General features: G+C 74.3%; 19 protein-coding genes and 1 pseudogene. 8 read left to right on the top strand and 12 right to left on the bottom strand.

All coding sequences use genetic code 11. The annotated features are described in order from the left end of the window. Nucleotides 1–78: 78 nt before the first annotated feature. The 6 genes from ABZ215_RS23710 to ABZ215_RS23685 all read right to left on the bottom strand — a co-directional run bounded on the left by ABZ215_RS23710 (nt 79) and on the right by ABZ215_RS23685 (nt 5,055). Nucleotides 79–561 (bottom strand): hypothetical protein, encoded by a 483-nt coding sequence (locus ABZ215_RS23710; RefSeq protein ID WP_354951628.1) that lies wholly within the window; start codon nt 559–561, stop codon nt 79–81. A gap of 19 nt (nt 562–580) precedes the next feature. Further along, nucleotides 581–2,224, bottom strand: a complete 1,644-nt coding sequence (locus ABZ215_RS23705) for a hypothetical protein (protein ID WP_354951626.1) — start codon at nt 2,222–2,224, stop codon at nt 581–583. Between the two features lie 135 nt (nt 2,225–2,359). Continuing rightward, nucleotides 2,360–3,820, bottom strand: a complete 1,461-nt coding sequence (locus ABZ215_RS23700; RefSeq protein WP_354951624.1) for a hypothetical protein — start codon at nt 3,818–3,820, stop codon at nt 2,360–2,362. Nucleotides 3,821–3,887: 67 nt separating this feature from the next. After that, the gene (locus ABZ215_RS23695; RefSeq protein ID WP_157358854.1) at nt 3,888–4,178 is read right to left on the bottom strand and encodes a hypothetical protein; all 291 of its coding nucleotides are present in this window, start codon (nt 4,176–4,178) and stop codon (nt 3,888–3,890) included. A 32-nt stretch (nt 4,179–4,210) separates the two neighbouring features. After that, nucleotides 4,211–4,657: a WXG100 family type VII secretion target gene (locus tag ABZ215_RS23690; RefSeq protein ID WP_020423215.1), complete on the bottom strand. Its 447-nt coding sequence runs from the start codon at nt 4,655–4,657 to the stop codon at nt 4,211–4,213. Then, entirely contained in the window at nt 4,654–5,055 is a 402-nt protein-coding gene (locus tag ABZ215_RS23685) for a YbaB/EbfC family nucleoid-associated protein (protein ID WP_354713310.1), read from the bottom strand. The genes ABZ215_RS23690 and ABZ215_RS23685 overlap by 4 nt, the downstream gene beginning before the upstream one ends. A gap of 117 nt (nt 5,056–5,172) precedes the next feature. On the opposite strand from ABZ215_RS23685, the gene eccCa reads away from it, so the two are divergent. From eccCa to ABZ215_RS23665, 4 genes are all read left to right on the top strand, one after another. Then, a complete protein-coding gene (eccCa, locus tag ABZ215_RS23680) occupies nt 5,173–9,120 on the top strand; it encodes a type VII secretion protein EccCa (protein ID WP_354951622.1) in 3,948 nt (1,315 codons plus the stop codon). An 11-nt stretch (nt 9,121–9,131) separates the two neighbouring features. Beyond that, complete coding sequence (locus ABZ215_RS23675) at nt 9,132–9,428, top strand: hypothetical protein (RefSeq protein WP_354951620.1); 297 nt, start codon at nt 9,132–9,134, stop codon at nt 9,426–9,428. A gap of 2 nt (nt 9,429–9,430) precedes the next feature. Next, on the top strand, nt 9,431–10,606 hold the full coding sequence (locus ABZ215_RS23670; protein WP_354951619.1) for a hypothetical protein: 1,176 nt from the start codon (nt 9,431–9,433) through the stop codon (nt 10,604–10,606). Between the two features lie 148 nt (nt 10,607–10,754). Beyond that, a complete protein-coding gene (locus ABZ215_RS23665; RefSeq protein WP_354713303.1) occupies nt 10,755–11,255 on the top strand; it encodes a hypothetical protein in 501 nt (166 codons plus the stop codon). A gap of 13 nt (nt 11,256–11,268) precedes the next feature. Here ABZ215_RS23665 and ABZ215_RS23660 read toward each other — a convergent pair whose 3' ends face one another. Further along, nucleotides 11,269–12,189 (bottom strand): hypothetical protein, encoded by a 921-nt coding sequence (locus ABZ215_RS23660; RefSeq protein ID WP_354951617.1) that lies wholly within the window; start codon nt 12,187–12,189, stop codon nt 11,269–11,271. A 68-nt stretch (nt 12,190–12,257) separates the two neighbouring features. Next, nucleotides 12,258–13,055 (bottom strand): hypothetical protein, encoded by a 798-nt coding sequence (locus ABZ215_RS23655; RefSeq protein WP_027936651.1) that lies wholly within the window; start codon nt 13,053–13,055, stop codon nt 12,258–12,260. A gap of 79 nt (nt 13,056–13,134) precedes the next feature. On the opposite strand from ABZ215_RS23655, the gene ABZ215_RS23650 reads away from it, so the two are divergent. Beyond that, on the top strand, nt 13,135–14,532 hold the full coding sequence (locus tag ABZ215_RS23650; RefSeq protein WP_354951615.1) for an ATP-binding protein: 1,398 nt from the start codon (nt 13,135–13,137) through the stop codon (nt 14,530–14,532). After that, entirely contained in the window at nt 14,529–16,487 is a 1,959-nt protein-coding gene (locus ABZ215_RS23645; protein WP_020423224.1) for a VWA domain-containing protein, read from the top strand. The genes ABZ215_RS23650 and ABZ215_RS23645 overlap by 4 nt, the downstream gene beginning before the upstream one ends. Nucleotides 16,488–16,754: 267 nt before the next feature. Here ABZ215_RS23645 and ABZ215_RS23640 read toward each other — a convergent pair whose 3' ends face one another. Beyond that, nucleotides 16,755–17,132: a hypothetical protein gene (locus tag ABZ215_RS23640; protein WP_354713297.1), complete on the bottom strand. Its 378-nt coding sequence runs from the start codon at nt 17,130–17,132 to the stop codon at nt 16,755–16,757. A gap of 78 nt (nt 17,133–17,210) precedes the next feature. On the opposite strand from ABZ215_RS23640, the pseudogene ABZ215_RS23635 reads away from it, so the two are divergent. Continuing rightward, nucleotides 17,211–17,297 (top strand): annotated as a pseudogene (locus tag ABZ215_RS23635) (transcriptional regulator); the annotation flags it as partial. 253 nt (nt 17,298–17,550) lie between these two features. On the opposite strand, the gene ABZ215_RS23630 reads toward ABZ215_RS23635, so the two are convergent. Continuing rightward, nucleotides 17,551–18,342: a metalloregulator ArsR/SmtB family transcription factor gene (locus ABZ215_RS23630; RefSeq protein ID WP_020422795.1), complete on the bottom strand. Its 792-nt coding sequence runs from the start codon at nt 18,340–18,342 to the stop codon at nt 17,551–17,553. Between the two features lie 83 nt (nt 18,343–18,425). Here ABZ215_RS23630 and ABZ215_RS23625 point away from each other — a divergent pair, with 83 nt between their 5' ends. Then, nucleotides 18,426–19,355 (top strand): LysR family transcriptional regulator, encoded by a 930-nt coding sequence (locus ABZ215_RS23625; protein ID WP_354951612.1) that lies wholly within the window; start codon nt 18,426–18,428, stop codon nt 19,353–19,355. Here ABZ215_RS23625 and ABZ215_RS23620 read toward each other — a convergent pair. Together ABZ215_RS23620 and ABZ215_RS23615 are read right to left on the bottom strand one after the other, a co-directional pair. Beyond that, nucleotides 19,352–20,026, bottom strand: a complete 675-nt coding sequence (locus tag ABZ215_RS23620) for a sigma-70 family RNA polymerase sigma factor (protein WP_354951610.1) — start codon at nt 20,024–20,026, stop codon at nt 19,352–19,354. The genes ABZ215_RS23625 and ABZ215_RS23620 overlap by 4 nt on opposite strands. Then, a complete protein-coding gene (locus ABZ215_RS23615; RefSeq protein WP_354951608.1) occupies nt 20,019–20,312 on the bottom strand; it encodes a sigma factor-like helix-turn-helix DNA-binding protein in 294 nt (97 codons plus the stop codon). Before ABZ215_RS23615 ends, ABZ215_RS23620 begins: the two co-directional genes overlap by 8 nt. Nucleotides 20,313–20,481 lie beyond the last annotated feature (169 nt).

Below are 20,481 nucleotides of genomic sequence, written 5' to 3'. Positions count from 1 at the left end.
CATCTGGGCACTGCTGCGCGACGGCCGCGAATTCCACCACTCACCGCCGCCCATCAGCCCTACAGCTGCTTGACACGATCATTGAGACTCCTCGTCCTCCTGGCTGGTGCCCGGCCGGATGGAGCCGAGGAACCGGCGGAAGTCCTCCGCGAGTTCCCCGGCCCCGGTCGTGGCCATCACGAACCGCAGCACGGCGCGTTTGCCGTGGTCGTCGACGTCGTGCAGCGCGAGGAACGCCTGGCACTGCACGACCTCCGCCGCGCCCGGTGCGCGGACGCGCAGGACCTGCGCGAGCCCTGGCGAGCCGGCCGCGCCGACTTCCGCCCGGCGCAGCACCTCGACGACGGCGCCGGACTCGCGCAGGTCACGCACCGACTCGGCGGCGATCTCGGGCAGGCTCGCGCCGTCCGGCCGGAACCCGCCGGCGGCGGCGATGACCGCGGCCGGTTCGGACCGCACGCAGGCCACCGTCCCCAGTGGACAGCCGGTCTCCGACGGCCCGGGGGCCCGCCACCCGGGCGGAACGGCGAACCCGACGGGGAACGGCATGCTCGTGAACACGGTGGGGCTCCTCGATGCGCTAGTAGAAGGTGGGGGAGGGGATCGCGGGGCCGGGGTTGCGGAATCCATCGGCGATCGCCGATCCCAGATCGGCGAGCGTCCGGCCCGCCCGCTCCGGATCGATGACGATGTGCCCCTCCACCTTCCCGCCGATCCCGAGCGCGGCGCCGATCTTGCCGCCGATCACCCAGTCGCCGTCCTTGTTCTCGCCGAAGGTGACGCCACCCTCGATCCCGAGCCCGAGGATCCCCTCGGCCCGGCCGCTCGCGCCGATCCCGCCGTACTCGGCGATCCCGCCGACACCCGCGCGCGCCCCGATCGAACCGCCGGCCTCCCCGCCGAAGAACCGCGACCCGACATCGAGTTTCGCCTTGCCCTCCAGGCCCACCGAGGCGTTGACGTCACCCAGCGCGGTGACGTCGCCGACGGTGCCGCGCGCGACCAGTGACGCTCCGGCTCCCCACGCGGCCTTGCCTTCGAACCGGCCCGCCTTCGGGGTCGGGGTGTCCAGGTACTCGGTGTACCACCCGCCCTGGTCCGGCAACTGGTCGCTGCGCCACGCCGTGGCGTCGGCCGTGACCTGGACGGGCACGTCCCGGCCGGCGAGTTCCAGCCGGCGCTGCCCGGAATCGAGCTGGATGGACGCGTCCCGCACCGCGTCGTAGTTCACGGTCGCCGACGGATCGGTCAGCTTGCTGCGCTGGGCGTGGTCGCCGGTCTTGTTCGCCCCGGACAAGCGCTCGCGCCATCCGGCCTTCCCCTCCGCGACGGTGGTTTCCAGCCGGTGCGCGCGCTCCACCGGTCCCCGTTCGTACTGGACCGGCGTGACGTGCCAGCCCTGGTCCCGGAGGGCTTGGCCGACCTGCTCCGTCGGCTCGCGCAGCGCCCCGAACGCCTGCTCGGTGCCGCGCATGAACCGCTCGCCGGCCTGGCGCATCAGTTCCACGCCCTGGTCGATCACCTCCCGGTCGCGGGTGATCGCGTCGCGGGCAACGCGGTTCTGAGTGGCGTCGCTCTCCGGCGGGGGCAAGGTCGCGCCCGCCAGCTCGTAAACCGGGTTGTCCTGGTCGACCGCGCGCACCCGCGTATCGCGGACGCCGTCGTGGATGCGCGCGCCTTCGTCGAGGTACCGGCCGAGTGCGTCCATGCCGTCGCCGAGCGCGGCGGCGTCGGCTGCCTGGGCGTTCACCTGCTCGCTGTGCCGTTGCCCTGCCGGATCTTGCCACTGGCCATCGCCGGCCGCGCGGGTGGTGTTCTCGGCGGTGCCCCGCAGGTCCTCCCCGGCCCGCGCGGCCCGGTCGCGCGCCTCACCCAGCGCGCCGGTGTCGGCGTCGGACAGCGGATTCTCCCCGAAGACGCGCTTGCCGAGTTCGCCGCCGGGAGAATCACCCGGAGCGGAGTTGTCGTCGCGGGCCGGTGCCTGCCGGCCCGGCTCGCTCCGGGGTTCTTCCTGGCCGGAGGTTTGGGCCGATGCGGGCTCGGCCCGTTCCGCCGGTGCGTCCTTGGCTGGTTCCGCCGACGCGGGCTCGGACGATTCCGGTTCGGACGATGCCGGCCCGGCCGGTTCCGCGGGGGCGGGCTCGGCCGCGGGGGCGGGCTCGGCGGGTTTCGCCGGTGCGGCCTCGGCCGGTGCGCTGCCGCCGTTTCCTGATGACTCGGGCACCTCTGCACTCCCCTGAAGCGTCGCCGGTCTGTCCGGAGTCTCGGTGTTTTCAGTGTCGCGGCCGCGGGAGGGGCACAGTGGACGGTGACCTGTTCCGGCCACGCGGCGGCCTGGCGGGACAGCGACCCGGGACGGTCACGGCGGGAAGTCCTCGGCGCCGCCGCTGGGCACGAGGCCGGTGTGGTCCTGGTTGAACACGACCAGTTTCCCGCCGCGGATGGCCTGCTCGATCACGGCCCGGACGTCGGCGTCGGTGGCCTGCGGTCCCAGCTCCGTCGCGATCCGGCGGCCGATCTCGTTGTTGTAGAGGTCCATCGCCTCCTGCCGTTCCGCGAACAGCGGGGGCTGCCCGTCGACCGGGTCGTCGGGCCGGCGCTCGTGCGCGGTGCCGACCTGCTCGGCCGAATTCTCGCCGAACTCCCTGGTCATCAGCGCGTTCCAGTAGGCGTGGCGGAACGCGTCGCGATGGTTGTCGCCGGTGCCCTCGCGGCCGCCCGCCGGTCCGGAACCGTCGGGATCCGGGAAGCTCTGCTCGCCCGCGGCGGTGGCGTCCTCCGAGATCTCCCAGTGGCGCCAGGAGTTGGCCGGGTTCACCCTCATCGGGTCGATCATCGGCAGGCCCCTGGGGTCCCGCAGGGCGCTCGCCAGCACCTCGCTGGGCACCACCTGCTTGCCCATGACCTCGATCGTCTCCTCGTCCTCGGTCTGGTAGCCGCGCAGCAGCTCCTCGTCCGTGGGCGGCCTGGGAAGGTTCGCGACGAGGCCGTCGCGGCCCGCCTGGTCGAGCACGCGCTGGGCGTGGTCGAGGTCGCCGGCGGCGTCCGGCCCGGCGCCGCCGGGTTGGGGCGCCGGGTGACCGGGGTCCGGAGTCCCCGGCGGTTCCTCCGCTCCGGCGAGGCGGACGTTCGCCCAGTCCGCGTCCACCTGCCGTTGGGTCGCGGTGCGCACTTGCAGGTTCGCCTCACGCGCGGTCTGCTTGACCCGCTCGGTGGCGAGGTCGGCCTCGGGGCCGGGGCCCATCGTCGCGTGGGCGAGCCGCGCGTCGTCGTCCGCCTGCCGCGCCTCGGCCTCCATCTGGGACCGGGCGCGTGTGTAGGCTTCCCGCGTCTTGTTCAACGTGGCGGACACGGTCTGCGCGTCCTGAGCGACCTCGTCGGTCTCCCGCACGGCGGACCCGGTGCGCTCGGACATGGCGGCGCCGCTGTCGTCCGGCCACGCGCCGGGCAGCTCCCGCGTCGCGCCCCGGGCTTCCTCGCCGGTCTGCCGGGCCCGCTCGGCGACGGGTTCCCACCCCTCGTGCGCGGCTTGGACCGGGCCCGGATCCGGCGGCGGCACGTCCGCGAGGACCTCTCCCGCGACCCCTCCGGTCTCCGCACCGTCCGCAGTGGACCCGTCCGCACCGCCGCCGCCGTCACGGTGCCCGGCGGCCGGTGTGCTCTCGGCTTTCGAGGTGTTCTCGGCTTTCGAGGTGTTCTGGGCCTTCGATGTGTCCTCGGCCGCCTGCTCGCCCGATGCCGGTTCGGCGGACGGCGGGGCGCTCGCGGGGGCGCCGCTCTGCGGCGCGGTCGCGGTGCCGCCGGACGTTGCCTCAGCCATGTCAAGCTCCTCCGGACGACGGATGTCCCGGTGCGCCGGGTGCGCACCGGGACACCACGGTCGTGACTCAGGCGCCCAGCCGGGCGCACGAGCGCTGCACCGCGCCCATGTTCTCCTGGTTGCAGGTCTGGACACCCTGGTTCATCGCCTGCAGCAGTTCCTGGCCCGCGGCCATCACCTGCTGGCAGGCCCGGCTGATCTCGGCGAACTGCCCGCCCGCCGAGTCGAGCCAGTCGCTCTCGCCCATCCCGGAGGCCTGGCGCCAGGAATCGATGGACTGCTGCACGCCCTGCACGCAGCCGTTCATGCTCGCCGACAGGCCGTCCAGCGCACCGAACATCGCGAGTTTACGGGTCACGAGTCAACTCCTTTCCGTTGTGTGGTGTTCGGTCAGAGGGCGCGGAGCACCCCGGCGAACGCGTACGTCTGACCGGAGCCGTCACCGCCACCCGAGGTGCCACCGAAGCCGGACCCCAGGCCCCCGGACCCGAACCCGGACCCGAACCCGGAGCCCCCGAAGCCGGACCCGCTGTCGGCGCCGTTGAAGCACCGCGCGCCCTGCTGGTCGACGTCCATGTAGTCGTTGACGGCGAACTGGGTGTCCTCACCCAGCTTCTGCAGCTTCTCGCAGAGGTTGCGGATCGCCGCGTCCCACTTCTTGTGCGCCACGAGCAGCGACTGGGACTGATCCATGCTCCACTGCGCGGGAATGACGGAGTTCACCTCCCCGTCGAGCTTCCCGCGCTGCGATTCGATCTCCTGCACCACCACGGCCGCCATCTGCACCACCCTGGTGAGGGTTTCGGTGTTGGCGTCCATCAGACCGTTACCGGTCACTGGATTCTCCTTCCGTTTCCGCGGCTTTCGCCGCCCCCGACGCTAAGCCGGGCGCGGCCGCCGGAGGACGGGCGCGGCACGTTCCTGCCAGCCGCGCCGGGCGGCAGGTATTCCCGCGTGATCTCGGCGATCTGCTCGCGGCTGTCGTCCACGGCGTCCCGGATGGTGTCCAGGATGGACGCGGCCAGTGCCGTCGAATCGGGCGAGCGGTACAGGCGCGGATCGATGCGCAGCCCGGTCAGCTCGCCCCGGCCGGCGACCGTCGCGCTGATCAGGCCGTCCGGCGACTCGGCGGTGGCGGTGACGTCGGCGACCCTGGACCGGATCTCCAGCAGGTCGTCACGCAGCCGCCGGTAACCGGCGCGGCGGGCCTCGTGGTCGATGCTCGGCAGCTCCATGGAGCCAGGATCGTGCGCGCCGGACGCCGGCGGCACGACGCGGCACGTTCCTGCCACGACCGTCCTCATCGGAGCGGTTCAGGCGAGGATCGGGTCCGGGCAGAGAGGGGAGTCGCGATGGGGACCGTCGTGGTGCGCAGGCCGGTTCGCCGTCCCGCGCCGGAGCAGCCGTCGGGTGAGCTGATCCTCGACCCGCCGCCGGAGATCCCGCGCCCCGCGGGCAGGCAGTGGACGCAGGTGCTGATGGTGATCCCGATGATCGCGATGATGGCGGCGATGATGCTGCTGTTCACCGGCAGCTTCGGGCGTGGCTCCGGCGTGCTGCGGCTGGTCGTGTTCGGGCTGTTCGGCGTCGGGGTGCTGGGCATGATCGCGGTGTCGCTGCTCAACTCCGCCGGTCCGGGAAAGCGGGAGATGGCCCAGGAACGCCGCGCCTACCTGCGTCACCTCGGGCAGCACCGGCTGCGGCTGACCCGCGCAATCCACCAGCAGCGCCAGGCGATGGTGTACCTGCACCCGGAACCGGAGTCCCTGCTGACGCTTGTCGGCAGCCACCGCCTGTGGGAACGCCGCCCGCTCGACGCGGACTTCGGCGTCGCCCGGATCGGCACCGGCCCGCAGCGCCCGGCGCTGACCCTCGTGCCGCCGGAGGCCAAGCCGCTGGAGCAGCTGGAGCCGCTGTCCGCGCTCGCGCTGCGCCGCTTCCTCACCACCTACACCGCCGTGCCCGGCCTGCCGCTCGCCATGGCCGTCAACGGGTTCAGCCGCATCCACGTCACCGGCGACCACGCGCGGGGCGCGGCGCTGGCGCGGGCGGTGTTCGTGCAGCTGGCGTCGCTGCACTCGCCCGACGACCTGCGCATCGCCGCCTGCCCCGCGCACACCGCGCAGGAGGCGTGGGACTGGCTCAAGTGGCTGCCGCACGCCCTGCACCCCGAGCGGACCGACGCGGCCGGCCCGCTGCGGCTCGTGGCCACTTCGATCGTGTCGATCGAGGCGATGGTCGACGACCTGCTCGGGGAGCGGAAGCGGTTCGACCCCGCCTTCGACAACCGCGAGGCGCTGCCGCACCTGGTGGTGGTGCTCGACGGCGGGTCCACCGCCGGCTCGGACGAGCTGATGGCCGACGGCGGCCTGGACGGCGTCACGCTCGTCGACCTGCGCACCCCGCCGCCGCGCGCCCTCGACCCGGCGATCATCGTCCTGCACGTCGCGGCCGACGGCGCGCTGACGGGCGAGACGATCGACGGCACGGTCGAGCTCGGGCACGCCGACGCCCTGGACATCCCGGCGGCGGAGGCGATCGCGCGGCAGCTCGCGCCGCTGCGGGCCAGCGCGGGCGGGCGCGGTGAGCAGCCCCTGAGCACCGACCTCGACCTCGCCGAGCTGCTCGACATCGGCGACCCGCGCACGTTCGACCCGGCCGCGACCTGGGTGCAGCGCCCGACCCGGGACCGGCTGCGGATCCGCTTCGGCGTCGCCACCGACGGCACCCCGGTCGAGCTGGACCTCAAGGAGCCCGCCCAGGACGGCATGGGGCCGCATGGCCTGCTGATCGGCGCGACCGGCTCCGGCAAGAGCGAGCTCCTGCGCACCATCGTCCTCGCGCTGGCGGTCGCCCACCCGCCCAGCTCGCTGAACTTCGCGCTCGTCGACTTCAAGGGCGGCGCCACCTTCGCCACGCTCGACGAGCTCCCGCACACCAGCGCGGTCATCACCAACCTCGCCGACGAGCTGCACCTGGTGGACCGGATGACCGACGCGATCAACGGCGAGCTGCTGCGGCGGCAGGAGCTGCTGCGCGCGGCGGGGAACTTCGCCTCGCTGCGCGAGTACGAGCGCGCCCGCGCCACCGGCGCGCCGCTGCCGGAGGTGCCGACCCTGCTGGTGATCTGCGACGAGTTCAGCGAGCTGCTGTCCGCCAAACCCGACTTCATCGACATGTTCGTCCAGATCGGCCGGGTCGGCCGGTCGCTCGGGGTGCACCTGCTGCTGGCCAGCCAGCGGCTGGAGGAGGGCCGCCTGCGCGGCCTGGAAACCCACCTGTCGTACCGGATCGGGCTGCGCACCTTCTCCGAGGTGGAGAGCCGGACGGTCCTCGGCGTCGGCGACGCGGTCAAGCTGCCGCGCGCGCCCGGGCACGGATTCCTCAAGTGCGACGACGAAGCCATGGTCCGGTTCCGCTCGGCCTACGTCTCCGGCGCGCACCGCGTGCGCGACGGGGGCGCGGCCGAGCGCGGCGGCGACGACGCGCCCGAGCTGCTGGAGTACTCCACCCGGTACCTGGCGCCCGCGCTGCCCGCCGAGGCCCCGGGGGAGGCCGCCGAGGAGGACGACGCGGTCGGCGAAAGCGTGCTGGACATCCTCGTCGAGCGGATGCGCGGCCGCGGCACCCCGGCCCACCAGGTGTGGTTGCCGCCGCTGGCCGAGTCGCCCACGCTGGACGCGTTGCTGCCCGCACTCGAGCACCGCGACGACCGCGGGTTCGGCGCGCACGAGGGGCCGGCCGGCGCGCTGCGCGCCGTCATCGGGATCACCGACCGTCCGCTGGAGCAGCGCCGGGACCCGCTGGTGCTCGACCTGTCCGGGGCGGCGGGGCACGTGCTGGTGGTCGGCGGGCCGCGGTCGGGCAAGAGCACCGCGCTGCGCACGATCATCACCAGCCTCGCCCTCACCCACACCCCGCGCGAAGTGCAGTTCTACTGCCTGGACTTCGGCGGCGGGACGCTGTCGTCGATCCGCGGCCTGCCGCACGTCGGCGGTGTCGCGGGCAGGCAGAACCCCGGCGCGGTCCGGCGCACGATCGCCGAACTGCGGACCCTCATCGCACGGCGGGAGCGCGCCTTCGCCGACGGGGAGATCGACGGCATGGCGGCCTACCGGCGGCGGGGGAGCGCGGACCCGTGGGGCGACGTGTTCCTCGTCGTGGACGGGTGGTCCACGCTGCGCGGCGAGTTCGAGGACCTCGAGGCGGCGGTGACCGACATCGCCGCGCGCGGGCTCTCCTACGGCGTCCACGTGATCGTCTCCGCCGCCCGGATGTTCGACCTGCGGATGAACATCCGCGACCTGTTCGGCAGCAGGCTGGAGCTGCGCATCGGCGATCCGGTGGACAGCATGGTGGACCGGGCCTCGGCCATCAAGGTCCCGGAGGGCGCGCCGGGCCGCGGCGTCACGACGAGCAGGCACCAGATGCTGATCGCGCTGCCGCGCATCGACGGCGACGACGATCCGGCCGATCTCGGCAGCGGCGTGCGTGCCCTGGTCGAGGCGGTGGCCGCCGGATGGGCCGGCCCGCCCGCGCCGCCCGTGCGGCTGCTGCCCGCGCAACTGCCCTATGCGCAGCTCGCCGGCGAGCACGACGCGGCGTCGCACCGGCTGGCCGTGGGCATCGCCGAGGACGACTTCGGCACGGTGCACCTGGACTTCGGCGCCGACCCCCACGTCGTGCTGCTCGGCGACACCGAGGCGGGCAAGACGACGTTCCTGCGCGCGGTCGCCCGCGCGATCACCGACGCCTACGAACCCGCCAGGGCGCGGCTGATCGTCGTCGACCACCGGCGCGGGCTGCTGGGCGACGTCACGACCGAGCACCTCATCGGCTACGGCAGCGACCGGGAGACGACCACGCAGCTGATGCGGCAGGTGGCCGAGGAGATGCGGGTGCGGCTGCCCGGGCCGGACGTGACCCCGGACCAGCTGCGGGACCGCGGCTGGTGGCGCGGGCCCGAGCTGTTCGTCCTCGTCGACGACTACGACCTGACCGTGAGCCAGACCGACAACCCGTTCCTGCCGCTGCTGGACCTGCTGCCGCAGGGCCGCGACATCGGCCTGCACCTGGTGCTGGCGCGCCGCACCGGGGGCGCGAGCCGGGCGCTGTTCGAACCGCTGCTGTCCCGGCTGCGCGACGTCGGGTCGCCCGGGCTGCTGATGTCCGGCGACAAGGACGAGGGGCCGCTGCTCGGCGGGCTGAAACCGGAACTGCTGCCGCCCGGCCGGGCGTGGCTGACCGGGCGGCGGCACGCGCCGCGGCTCGTGCAGCTCGCGTGGCTCGCGAAGGACTGAACGGAGGAGCCATGTGCGAAACGCTGGACGGCGACCCGGACGCGATGCGCGAATTCGCCTCGCGGATCGAGCCGCCCGCCGCGGTCACGGAGCCGCCCGGACCGGAGCCCTGCGCCGGTGGCATGCAGGCGTGCGGCACGTTCGCCGCCGCCGACGCGGTCGCCACCCTCGCGCTCGCGGAGTTCCTGGCCGAAACCCGGGACGCCATCACGGCCCTGCGGGAGGCGGCGGCCGCCGCGGCGGCGGACTACCAGGCCGGTGACGACGCCGGGGCGCGTGCTTTCACGTTCCTGCCGGGGGAGGAGTGATCGTGGACTACGACAGGCTGCCCGCGATGGTGCAGTTCGCGCTCGCCGACGTCGAGGCCCACAGCCACCTCGAGCGGGTCGAGCAGGCCGCGCGGATGTGGCGGACGGTCGCCGGCGAGCTGAGGGACCTCTCCGCGGCGCTGGGCCGCGAACTGGACCGGCTGCGTCCGGAGTGGACGGACGCCACCGGGGCGGACTTCGCCGCGCGTGCCGAGCGTGGTCGTGCCGCGATCGAGGAGGCGCTCGACCGGATCACCGCGGCCCGGCCGTGGGCCGCGCTCGACGACCTCGCCGCCCAGCTCGTGCTGACCCGCGGCAAGGTCGCGGGCACGGTCGAGCGGGGCACCGAGGCGAGCCATACCGAAGCGGCCGGTCATCTCGACGAGCTCGACCGGTACTTCCTCGCCGCCGCCGAGGCGGTCCTGGCCGCGGTGGGCGGTGCCTCTGCCGGTGCCGCGCCGGTGTTCGTGCTCACCGGCGACCTCGCGCCCGGTCTCACGCCGGGCCTCGCGCCGGGTTCGTCGCTGCCGCCCGGGAGCGTGTCCATGCCGGGACTGGTCGCGGTCCCGTCCGGCGCCGGGTGGCCGGGCGCGAAGTCCGGCCCGCGGACCGGGGTGGGTGGTGCCCGTCCCGGAGCAGCCACGAGCCGCGCGGCGTCCGGCCGTCGTGCCGCGGCGGGGTCCGGTCCTCGCGCCGCGGCGGGGTCTGGTCTGCCGCCCCGGATCGAGCGGGCCGCCCACCCCGTCCCGCTGGCCGCGGCGCCGCAGGTCCCGCAGGCGCCGCAGCCGCCCGACCTGGCGGCCGGGGCGAAACCGGGATCACCGGGCACGGGCGGGGCGATGGTGCCGCCCATGATGATGCCGCCGATGGTTCCGGGCACCACCGCGTCGACGACGGGCCGCCGGTCCAGGGTCTCCCCGGCGGGAGAGGAGCGGCGCACCCGGGCCGGCCAGGCGACGCCGGGTGTCCCGGCACGGCTGCGTGGCCGGTCGGCTGTCGCCGATCCCACCGCCGCCGGCTACCGGCCGGTGGCGATGTCGGCGAAGACGGCCGCGCCCGCGGAGCCGGAGACGCTCGACCGCGAGGTGTGGCAGGTCGCGAACCCGGGCACGGTGTCGCCGCTCAAACCGGAGGCACCCCAGCCCGACCCCCGGCGGATCCGGCGCCCGCGGGCGTGACGGTTCATTCCGGGCCGCGGCGGGAACGTGACAGTGGCGGGCAACGCGGGTGCGGTGTCGCTGCTCAAGCGTGACCGTCCACTCCGGACCACGGCAGGAACCGGACAACGGCACCCACCCCGGCCGCGATCCCCGTTACCCATGGACCATGCGCAAGCACGTCTTCGCCCTCACGGCCCTGTCCCTGGTCCTCGCCGGCTGCGGCACCGCCGCCCCGGTCGCGCAGCAGCCCCCGCCGTCCACCACGCCGGCCCCACCGACCACGGCCCCGGCCACCACCGTCCCACCGACCACCTCGACCTCCGCGGAGCCGACGACCACGACCGCGAACCCGAACCCGCCCGCCCCGCCGAGCTCGAGGGTGCGGGACTGCTTCGACGGCGACTGCACCCTGCTGCTGTCCAAGCCCACCACCATCCCGCTGGACGCCGCGCGGTTCCACTACGCCTCGATGCGCGTCACCGCGATCAGCGCGGAGGGCCTCACCTTCAGCGTCACCTACCCCCAGGGCGGCGGCGCGCAGTCCAGCATCGGCCCCGGCCTCGGCGGCGCGAGCTTCGGCTTCCGCGGGTCCCCGTCGATCGAGGTCGGTCTCACCACGGTCGACGGCAAGCCCGCGCTGGTGCTCCAGCCGGGACCGGTCACCTGAACCGGAAGGCGGGTCAGGAAGCGCTTTCCGCGAGCAGGTCGATCGCGGTCGCGGTGACGCTCAGCAGCGACGGCCGCAGCTCGGGCGCCTGCTGCCCGGCCGCCCGCACCTCTTGCGCGAGCCGGTCGGCGTCCGGGGTGCCGGACCGCGTGATCCACAGGTCGTCCGGGCAGAGGATCGCCACCGTCAGCTCGTCCCAGCCGTGGATGCCGGACATCCGCTCGTGGAAGTCGGGCAGCATGACCGCGCCGGCCGCGCCGAAGCCGTCCGGGCGGTGCATCCGGATCAGGCGCCCGGTCTCGGTGACGGCCTCCTCCAGGACCAGGCCGTCCTTGACCGAGTCCAGCGCGGCCGTGACGATCCCGGTGAAGTCCGCCTCCCCGTCGAGGTGGTTGTTGAGCACGTGCCGCATCCCGACCGTGCCGTGCGGCGTCAGCGCGGTGTAGGCGAACGTGGCGAACAGGTCGCGCCCGGCCACCGGCAGCCACGGCATCGTCTGCCGCACCACGTCGCTGCCGCCGAGGGAACCGCTGCGCAGCACCGGCAGCAGCTCGCCGTCCGCCTGCTTCTCCCTGGTGCGACGGGCTTCCGCCGCCAGCTCCTCGGCCTCCTCGGCGCGCAGGATCTCGTCGAGCACCTGCTGCGCCTTCGCCAGCGCGCCGTCCCAGCCTGCCGGCTCCGGCCGCTCGAAGATGAACTGCAGCCCGGCGTCGGCGAAGGTCTCGTCGAGGAACCTGCGGTCCGCGGCGGAGGGCTCCCAGTAGGCGGCGATGCGGGTGACCCGGGCGGCTTCGGCGCCGTGCTCGGCCACCACGCGCTGCCAGGCGCGCCGGTAGCCGTCCTCGTCCCGCGCGCCGACCGGCTCGGTGAAGAACTCGTCGGCCGAACCGAGCGTGAACGAGATCGGGTTGGTGGTGGGGTCACCGAGATCCACGGAAGATGTCTCCTGCCGCTACGACGATGTGTGCGGATGAAGGAAACACCACGCTGTCAAGCCGCCGATCAGGGCTGCCGGTCACCCTGTTCGGTGAGTTGCCGGACCGCTTCGTTGATCGCGGCGTGCCGGGCCGTGCGGACCGCCGTGCGCAGCGGGCGCAGGGCGTCGGCGCGGCGCACCGCAGCCGACGACGACAGCGCGCCGCCCGGCTCGTCGATCTCCGCGATCGCCAGGATCGCGCCCACCTCGTCGGCCCGCTGCAGCACCCGCAGCGCCCGCCCCGGAGTTCCGGCAGGCCAGTTCAGGTGCGGCCGCGCCCGCAGCTTGGCCGCCAGTTCGGCACGCACCCCCGGCCGGTCCCGCGCGACGTCCAGCGCCTGCAGCGCGCCCGCGGAATCGCGGATCGCGTCGGTCAGGCCGTGCTCCGCCTCGCTCAGCGCCACGTAGTCCGGGCTCAGCGGCACCGCGACCTTGTGCACCGACCAGCGCACCAGCCCCTCCGCGATCGGCACCGGCACCAGCCCGAACCCCAGCCCGGGCAGCAGCACGGCCTCACCCGCCCGCATCGCGGCCTCGGTGAACGGCCCGCCGCCGCCGAGACCACGCGGGTCGCCGGGCGCGGGCAGCACCAGCCGGGCCGGGCCGGCGCCGTGCGCGCGCAACGCGGCGAGCAGCTGGACGGGCGTGCCGGGGAAGTCGCCGGCGAGCGGGAGGTCGAGCGTCACCGCGGCTTCGGCGTCCGCGGCCACCACCTCGTGGGCCTCGCCCCACGCCAGGAGCGCGTCGAGGACGTCGTCGGACGCGGCGGCGCCGGACAGCCACGCCGAGGCCCACACGGTGAGGGTCGCACTGGGACAGCACACGGCGATCCAGAATACGGCACCCGGACGCTGGAGTTGCTCCACGTCGACGACACCGCGGGACGTGCGTAGCGTCGTAGTCGTGACACCCGCACCCGAGAACCTCCCGCGCACCGCGGGAGAGCTGCGCGCCGCCGGGCACCTGCCGCGCAGCATCAAGACCGAGATCCACGACAACCTCCTCGCCGCGCTGCGCGAGGGCCGGAACCCGTGGCCGGGGATCGTCGGGTTCGACCGGACGGTGCTGCCCCAGTTCGAACGCGCCCTGCTGGCCGGGCACGACGTCGTGCTGCTCGGCGAGCGCGGCCAGGGCAAGACGCGCCTGCTGCGCACCCTGGCCGGCCTGCTCGACGAGTGGACCCCGGTGATCGAGGGCTCCGAGCTGGCCGAGCACCCGCTGGAGCCGATCACCCCGGCCTCGCGGCGGCGCGCCGCCGAACTGGGCGACGACCTGCCGGTGACCTGGCTGCACCGCGATCAGCGCTACACCGAGAAGCTGGCCACGCCGGACACCTCGGTGGGCGACCTGATCGGCGACGTCGACCCGGTGAAGGTGGCCGAGGGTCGCAGCCTGGGCGATCCGGAGACCATCCACTTCGGACTCGTGCCGCGCGCGCACCGCGGCATCGTGGCGATCAACGAGCTGCCCGACCTCGCCGAGCGCATCCAGGTCGCGCTGCTCAACGTGATGGAGGAGCGCGACATCCAGATCCGCGGCTACACGCTGCGGCTGCCGCTGGACGTGCTGCTCGTCGCCACCGCCAACCCCGAGGACTACACCAACCGCGGCCGGATCATCACCCCGCTCAAGGACCGCTTCGGCGCCGAGATCCGCACCCACTACCCGCTGACCGTCGCCGCCGAGGTGGACGTGGTGCGCCAGGAGGCGAACCTGGTCGCCGAGGTCGGCGAGCCGCTGCTGGAGGTGCTGGCCCGGTTCGTGCGCAACCTGCGCGAGTCGACCGTGGTCGACCAGCGGTCCGGCGTCTCGGCCCGGTTCGCGGTCGCGGCGGCGGAAACCGTCGCGGCGGCGGCGCTGCGCCGGGCGGCGCTGACCGGCGAGCACCCGGCCGTGGCGCGCCCGGTCGACCTGGAGGCCGTGCCCGCCGTGCTGCGCGGCAAGATCGAGTTCGAGCCGGGCGAGGAGGGCCGCGAGACCGAGCACCTGGTGCACCTGCTGCGCCGCGCGGTGGCCGAGACCGCTCGCGAGCGCTTCGGCGGGCTCAACCTGCGCCCGCTGGTCGAGGCGGTGTCCAACGGGCACCTGGTCGCCACCGGCGAGCGTGTGCCGGGCGCGGACCTGCTCGCCGCGCTGCCCGAGCTGCCGGTGCTGCACGAGGTCGCCGAGCGCGCCGGGGTGTCGGCCACCGACGAGCCGGGACGCATCGCGGCGGCCGTCGAGCTGGCGCTGGAGTCGCTGTACCTGGCGCGGCAGCTGGCCAAGGACTCCGACGAGGCGACCACGGTGTACGGGCCGTGAGCACCGCACCCGAGGGCTGGTCCTACGGGCCGTGGCACGAGGGCCCCGACCCGCTCGCCCCGCCGATCGACCTGCGCGAGGCGCTCGACGAGATCGGCCGCGAGGTCATGGACGGCGCGTCGCCGCGGTCGGCGCTGGAGGAGCTGCTGCGCCGCGGCACCCGCAACACGCGCGGGCTCGACGAGATGACCCGCCGCGTGTGGCAGCGCCGCGCCGAGATCCAGCGGCGGCACCGCCTCGACGGCACGCTGCAGGAGGTGCGGCGCCTGCTCGACGAGGCGCTGGACGCGGAGAAGCGGGCGCTGTTCCCCGACCCGTCCGACGACGCCCGCTTCGCCGAGGCGCAGCTCGACGCGCTGCCGCCGGGCACGGCCGCCGCGGTGCGCGAGCTGTCGGAGTACCCGTGGCGGTCCGAGGAGGGCCGGGAGAAGTACGAGCAGATCCGCGACCTGCTCGGCCGGGAGATGCTCGACGCGCGGTTCGAGGGCATGAAGCAGGCGCTGCAGAGCACCAGCCAGGAGGACGTCGAGCGCGTCCACCAGATGCTGGCCGACCTGAACGCCCTGCTTGACGCGCATGCCCGCGGCGTGGACGACATCGACGAGCGGTTCGACGAGTTCATGCGCCGCCACGGCGAGTTCTTCCCGGAGAACCCGCGCGACGTGGACGAGTTGATCGACGCGCTGGCCGCGCGGGCGGCCGCCGCGCAGCGGATGCTGAACTCGATGTCGGCCGAGCAGCGGGCCGAGCTGGCCGAGCTGGCGCAGCAGGCGTTCGGCGACCCGCGCATCGGGCAGCAGCTGGCCGGCCTGGACGCGCGGCTGCAGGCGATGCGGCCGGGGGAGGACTGGACGTCCTCGGCGCGGTTCCGCGGCCAGGACCCGCTGGGGCTGGGCGAGGGCGCGCAGGCGATGGCCGACCTGGCCGAGCTGGACGCGCTGGCCGAGCAGCTGGCCCAGTCCTACCCCGGCGCCCGCCTGGAGGACATCGACCTGGAGGCGCTGGAACGCCAGCTCGGGCCGGACGCCGGGGTCGACGCGCGGCGGCTCTCCGAGCTGGAGCGGGAGCTGCGGTCGCAGGGCCTGTTCGAACGCGCGCCGGACGGCTCGCTGCGGCTGACCCCGAAGGCGTTGCGGCGCCTGGGGGAGACCGCGCTGTCGGACATCGTGCACTCGCTGCGCGGCAAGACCGGCGAGCGGCAGACGGAGTCGGCGGGCGCGGCGGGTGAGCCGACCGGGGCGAGCCGGCCGTGGCAGTTCGGCGACCGCGAACCGTGGGAGGTGTCCCGCACGGTGCGCAACGCGGTGCTGCGGACGGCCTCGACGGGCGGCGGCGCGGTGCGGCTGGACGTGTCCGACGTGGAGGTGGTGGAGACCGAGCTGCGGTCGCGAGCCGCGGTGGCGCTGCTGGTGGACACGTCGTGGTCGATGGTGTCGGAGGGGCGCTGGCTGCCGATGAAGCGCACCGCGCTGGCGCTGCACCAGCTCATCTCCACGCGGTTCCGCAACGACGCGCTGCAGCTGATCACCTTCGGCCGGTACGCGGCGACGGTGGAGCTGCCGGAGCTGGTCGGGCTGGAGGGGGTGTGGGAGCAGGGCACCAACGCGCACCACGCGCTGCTGCTGGCCGGGCGGCACCTGCGGCGGCACCCGGACGCCCAGCCGGTGGTGCTGATGGTGACCGACGGGGAGCCGACCGCCCACCTGGAACCGGACGGCACCGCGGAGTTCGACTACCCGCCCCAGCCCCGCACCCTGGTCAAGACGCTGTCCGAAGTGGACCGCCTGGCGAAGATGGGCGCCTCGGTGTCGGTGTTCCGCCTCGGCGACGACCCGCGGCTGGCGGCGTTCGTGGACCTGATCGCGCGCCGGTCGGGCGGGCGCGTCGTGGCGCCCGAGGTGGACGGCCTGGGAGCCGCGGTGATCAGCGACTACCTCCGCACCCGGCGGCGATAGCGGCCGGCCGTCGGCAGCCCGTCGGGCGGTGATGCGCCGATCGCTCCGGCCCCACCGCCTGCGGGCGGCGCGGCTTGGCGCGGCGATCGCCGTTGCGCCGGGAGGATTTCGGTCGTCCGGGCCGGCGGCGGCTGCCGCGCCCCGCGGGGGTAGCGCACCCCGGTTCCGCCGCACCCGGAGGCGGCAGGCCGGTGCCCGCAGCCCGCGGCGCGGCGATGTGCCGTCTCCCGCCTTGCCCCGCCGCCCGTGGGGTCGCGATCGCCCCCGCTAGCGGAGCCCGATCCGCATCCCCGGGCGGCGGCGGTGCACGGTCAGGTACGACAGGCCCTCCGGGCCCGCCTCGATCGCCCTGGCCTGCCCGTGCGCCAGCCACATCAGCGAGCCGGGGCCGACGTCGAGCGTCTCCTCGCCGGTGGTCAGCTTCCCGGCGCCGGTCACGACCACCAGCAGCAGGTCGAGGTCGGGCTCGGCGTGCGTGCCGATCCGCTCGCCCGCGGGCAGGTGCACGAGGTTCGCGTCGAGCTGGCGGCCCTCCTCGCGCAGCCGCCACAGGATGCCCGGCGCGCCGTCGCCCGCCGCGGCGATCTCCTGGAGGTTCGCCGGGAGGGTTTCGCTCGGGCCGTGCCGGTGTGCCGTGGTGCGCAATCCAACCCTGCCCTGTTAGTACGAAAAATCCTTGGATAAATTCAGGCCCAGGATAACCCGCGCGCAGGGGAGGCCACGATGACGCACCAGGTGCCGGGACGCCGTGCCGAAGTGCTGCGCGCCATCCGGGAGACGGGCCCGGTGGGCGTGGCCGAACTGGCCCGGCGGCTCGGGCTGCACCCGAACAGCGTGCGCTTCCACCTGGACCAGCTGGTGGCCGACACCGAAACCGACGTCGTAGGGCGCGCCGGCCGGCACCATCGCGTGCCCGATGCTGCCGAGCGCGCGACCGAACGCGCGGAGGATCCGGGCCACCGTCACCACCCCCTGAGCCGTGGAAGTCCCTCGGATCATGGAGGATTCCGGCGGATTCGCGGTAGCCGTCCCACAGAGCGGGCAACCGCTCAGCGCGGCCCGGTCAGGCGTGCGCCTCCGACATCTCCCACGGCGCCTGCGGCAGCACGTCCCCGGTCTCCAGCAGCGACTTCAGGTTCGCCAGCACCGCGGGCCAGCCGCTGGAGATGCCGTTGCGCATCTCCACGTTGGGCAGCCTCTCGTGGGTCACGGTGAGGCGCACGATCTGCTCGTGCGGCTCGACGAGGAAGGTGACCACCGACGGGTCCCGCGACTCGCCCAGCGAATCCTCGAACGTGATCACCAGACGGGTCGGCGGCTCGGACTCGAGCACCTTGCCCACCACGTCCACGGCGCCCGACCCGTCCACGCGGCGGTGCTCCCACACCGAACCTGGCTGCCAGTCGGAGATGTTGGCGTGCCCCCAGTAGCGGGCGGTCAGGTCCGCGTCGGTGAGCGCCCGCCACACCTGGTCGGCGCTCGCGCGGATGTAGGTGACGTAGACGTAGTCCGGGACGGTCATGGCGTACTCCTCTGCCTGGTCTTTGATGGCCGCGAGCGCACGCAGCCGGGGTTTGTCGAACTCGGCGATCCAGCGCTGCTCGATCTCGTGAATGGGCCCGGGGTTGAGGTAGTGCAGGCGTTCCCGGCCGCGGCGCACCACGGTCACAAGATTGGCCCGCACCAGGACGTCGAGGTGCTGGGTCGCCGACTGACGGGCCATCCCCAGCGGCTCGCACACCTGGCTCAGGGTCTGCCCGTTCTGCTCCCGCAGGCGGTCGAGCACCAGCCGCCGGGTCGGGTCGGCCAGCGCCTTGAACACCGCGTCCATCGCTTCCGCGCTCACGCCGACCATTATGCAGGTAAATACCTGCCTTTTGTCAACAACCGCCTCGACGCGGCGGCACAACCGCTGGTTGTGGCAGTAGGTTCGGCGCCGTGGATCTCGAGGCGGTGCGGACCTTCGCCGCGGTCGCCGCGGCGGGCCGGTTCCAGGCGGCCGCGGACGAGCTGGGCGTCACGCAGCAGGCGGCGTCGAAACGGGTGGCCGGCCTGGAGCGGCAGCTCGGCGTGCGGCTGTTCGTGCGCACGGCCGGCGGTGTGCGGCTCACCGTGGACGGGCAGGCGTTCCTGCCGCACGCCCGCGAACTGCTCCGCGCGGCCGAGCGCGCGCTGACGGCGGTCACACCGGGGCGGCGGGCGCTGCGGATCGACGTGCTGAACCGGCGGGTCGCGGCCGCCGGCATCCTGCACGACTTCTACCGGCAGCAGCCCGGCATCGAACTGGACGTGGTCACGCTGACCGTGGACGCGGCGTCGGCGCTGGCCGAGGTCGTGGCGGGCACGCTCGACGCCACCTTCCGGTCGCTGCGGGCGACCGCCGGGAAGGTGCCTGCCGGGCTGCGGGCGGCACGGGTGATCGACGACCGGCACCAGGTGCTGGTCGGTCCGCGGCACCCGCTGGCCGGCGCGGCCGCGGTGACGCTCACCGAGCTCGCCGGGCACCCGATCTGGATGCCCGGCCTCGCCGACACCGAGGCGAAGGGCTACTACGAGGACCTCGCGGCCGCGTTCGGGCTCACCATCGACACGATCGGGCCGAGCTTCGGGGTGGAGGCGCTGCTCGCGGAGATCGCCGACTCGGCCCTGCTGGCGACCTTCGTCGGCGAGGGCTCGCGGTACCTGTGGCCGGAGAGCTACGACCTGCGCCGGATCCCGGTCGTCGGTCCGACGCCGGTGTACCCGCACTCGGTGATCTGGCGGGCCGACAACGCCCACCCGGTGCTGGCGAGCTTCCTCGACTACCTGCGCAGCCGCCACCGGGCCACCGCCGGCGGGGACGTGTGGGTGCCGGAGTGGGCACGCTAGACCTCGCTGGCGGCGAGGGCCTTGCGCAGGCTCGCGAGCGCCCGGTGCTGCGCGACGCGCACGGCGCCCGGCGTCGACCCGACCAGCTCGGCCGTCTCCTCCGCGGACAACCCGGCGACCACCCGCAGCACCACGATTTCCCGCTGCTTGTCCGGCAGCACCCGCAGCAAGCGCGACATGCGGTCGTTCAGTTCGCGGTGCAGCAGGCGCGCCTCGGGGCCGGTGTCGCCGTCGGCCTGGTCCGGCACCTCCGCGACGGGTTCCGCCCGGTTCCGGCCCGCCGCGCGGTGGGCGTCGGCGACCTTGTGCTGGGCGATGCCGTAGACGAACGCGAGGAACGGCCGGCCCTGGTCGCGGTAGCCGGGCAGGGCGGTGAGCACCGCGAGGCACACCTCCTGGGCGACGTCGTCGGCGGCGGCGAACGACCCGTGCCTGCCGACGCGGGCCCGGCAGTACCGGACGACCAACGGCCGGATCTCCGCGAGAAGCCGTTCGACCGCGACGGGATCCCCGGCCACGGCGGCGGCGAGCCCGTCGCCGGCGACCTCGCGCGCCACCCGAGCCCGGAACGCCCGGACGCGCACCGGATCGTCGAGATCGGTCGTGAAGAGGCGGTCGAGGTGCGCGCCCGCGGCGGTCAGCCGGGCGGTCAGGACGTCGTCGTCAATCATCGCTGTGCCTCCCGCCGGGCGGTTCGAGAAGGTCCCGCAGCGCCCGCCGCCCCCGCGAGACGCGCTTCTTGGCCGCGGGCACCGAAATCCCGAGGGCATCGGCGATCTCCCGGAGGGAGAACCCCTCCGCGGCGAGCACCACCGCGTCGCGATGGCCGCCGGGCAGGGAGCGGAGCGCACGCAGGGTCTCCACGGTTTCCAGGTGAGCCTCCGGCGAGGCCCAGGTGCGCTGCCGCGTCCGGTCGGCGATCAGGTGGGCGTGGCCGCGAACCACCAGGCCCGCCACGCGGGGGGACGGACGTCGCGGAGCGCACCGAACACGGCTTCAGCGCCTGGTTTCCGCGGTGGGCACCCACGACTTCGGCGCGAGGCTTTCGCGATGCGCACCGAGGACTACTCCGTCGCGCAGGTGTCGCGGTGCGCATCGAGCGGGACTCGGGGCGCCTGTCCCCACT

The sequence above is a fragment of the Amycolatopsis sp. NPDC006131 genome (assembly GCF_040614175.1).
In the GTDB taxonomy this organism is placed as follows: domain Bacteria; phylum Actinomycetota; class Actinomycetes; order Mycobacteriales; family Pseudonocardiaceae; genus Amycolatopsis_E; species Amycolatopsis_E tucumanensis.
Note: the sequence above shows the minus strand (reverse complement) of the source record. Positions and strands in the feature narration are given on the sequence as shown.

Bases quoted from the DNA above. Each gene is read 5' to 3' on its own strand.
- eccCa (WP_354951622.1), top strand. From the start codon at position 5,173: ATGGGGACCGTCGTGGTGCGCAGGCCGGTTCGCCGTCCCGCGCCGGAG.
- ABZ215_RS23630 (WP_020422795.1), bottom strand. From the start codon at position 18,342: ATGGTCGGCGTGAGCGCGGAAGCGATGGACGCGGTGTTCAAGGCGCTG.
- ABZ215_RS23675 (WP_354951620.1), top strand. From the start codon at position 9,132: ATGTGCGAAACGCTGGACGGCGACCCGGACGCGATGCGCGAATTCGCC.
- ABZ215_RS23620 (WP_354951610.1), bottom strand. From the start codon at position 20,026: ATGATTGACGACGACGTCCTGACCGCCCGGCTGACCGCCGCGGGCGCG.
- ABZ215_RS23685 (WP_354713310.1), bottom strand. From the start codon at position 5,055: ATGGAGCTGCCGAGCATCGACCACGAGGCCCGCCGCGCCGGTTACCGG.
- ABZ215_RS23665 (WP_354713303.1), top strand. From the start codon at position 10,755: ATGCGCAAGCACGTCTTCGCCCTCACGGCCCTGTCCCTGGTCCTCGCC.
- ABZ215_RS23700 (WP_354951624.1), bottom strand. From the start codon at position 3,820: ATGGCTGAGGCAACGTCCGGCGGCACCGCGACCGCGCCGCAGAGCGGC.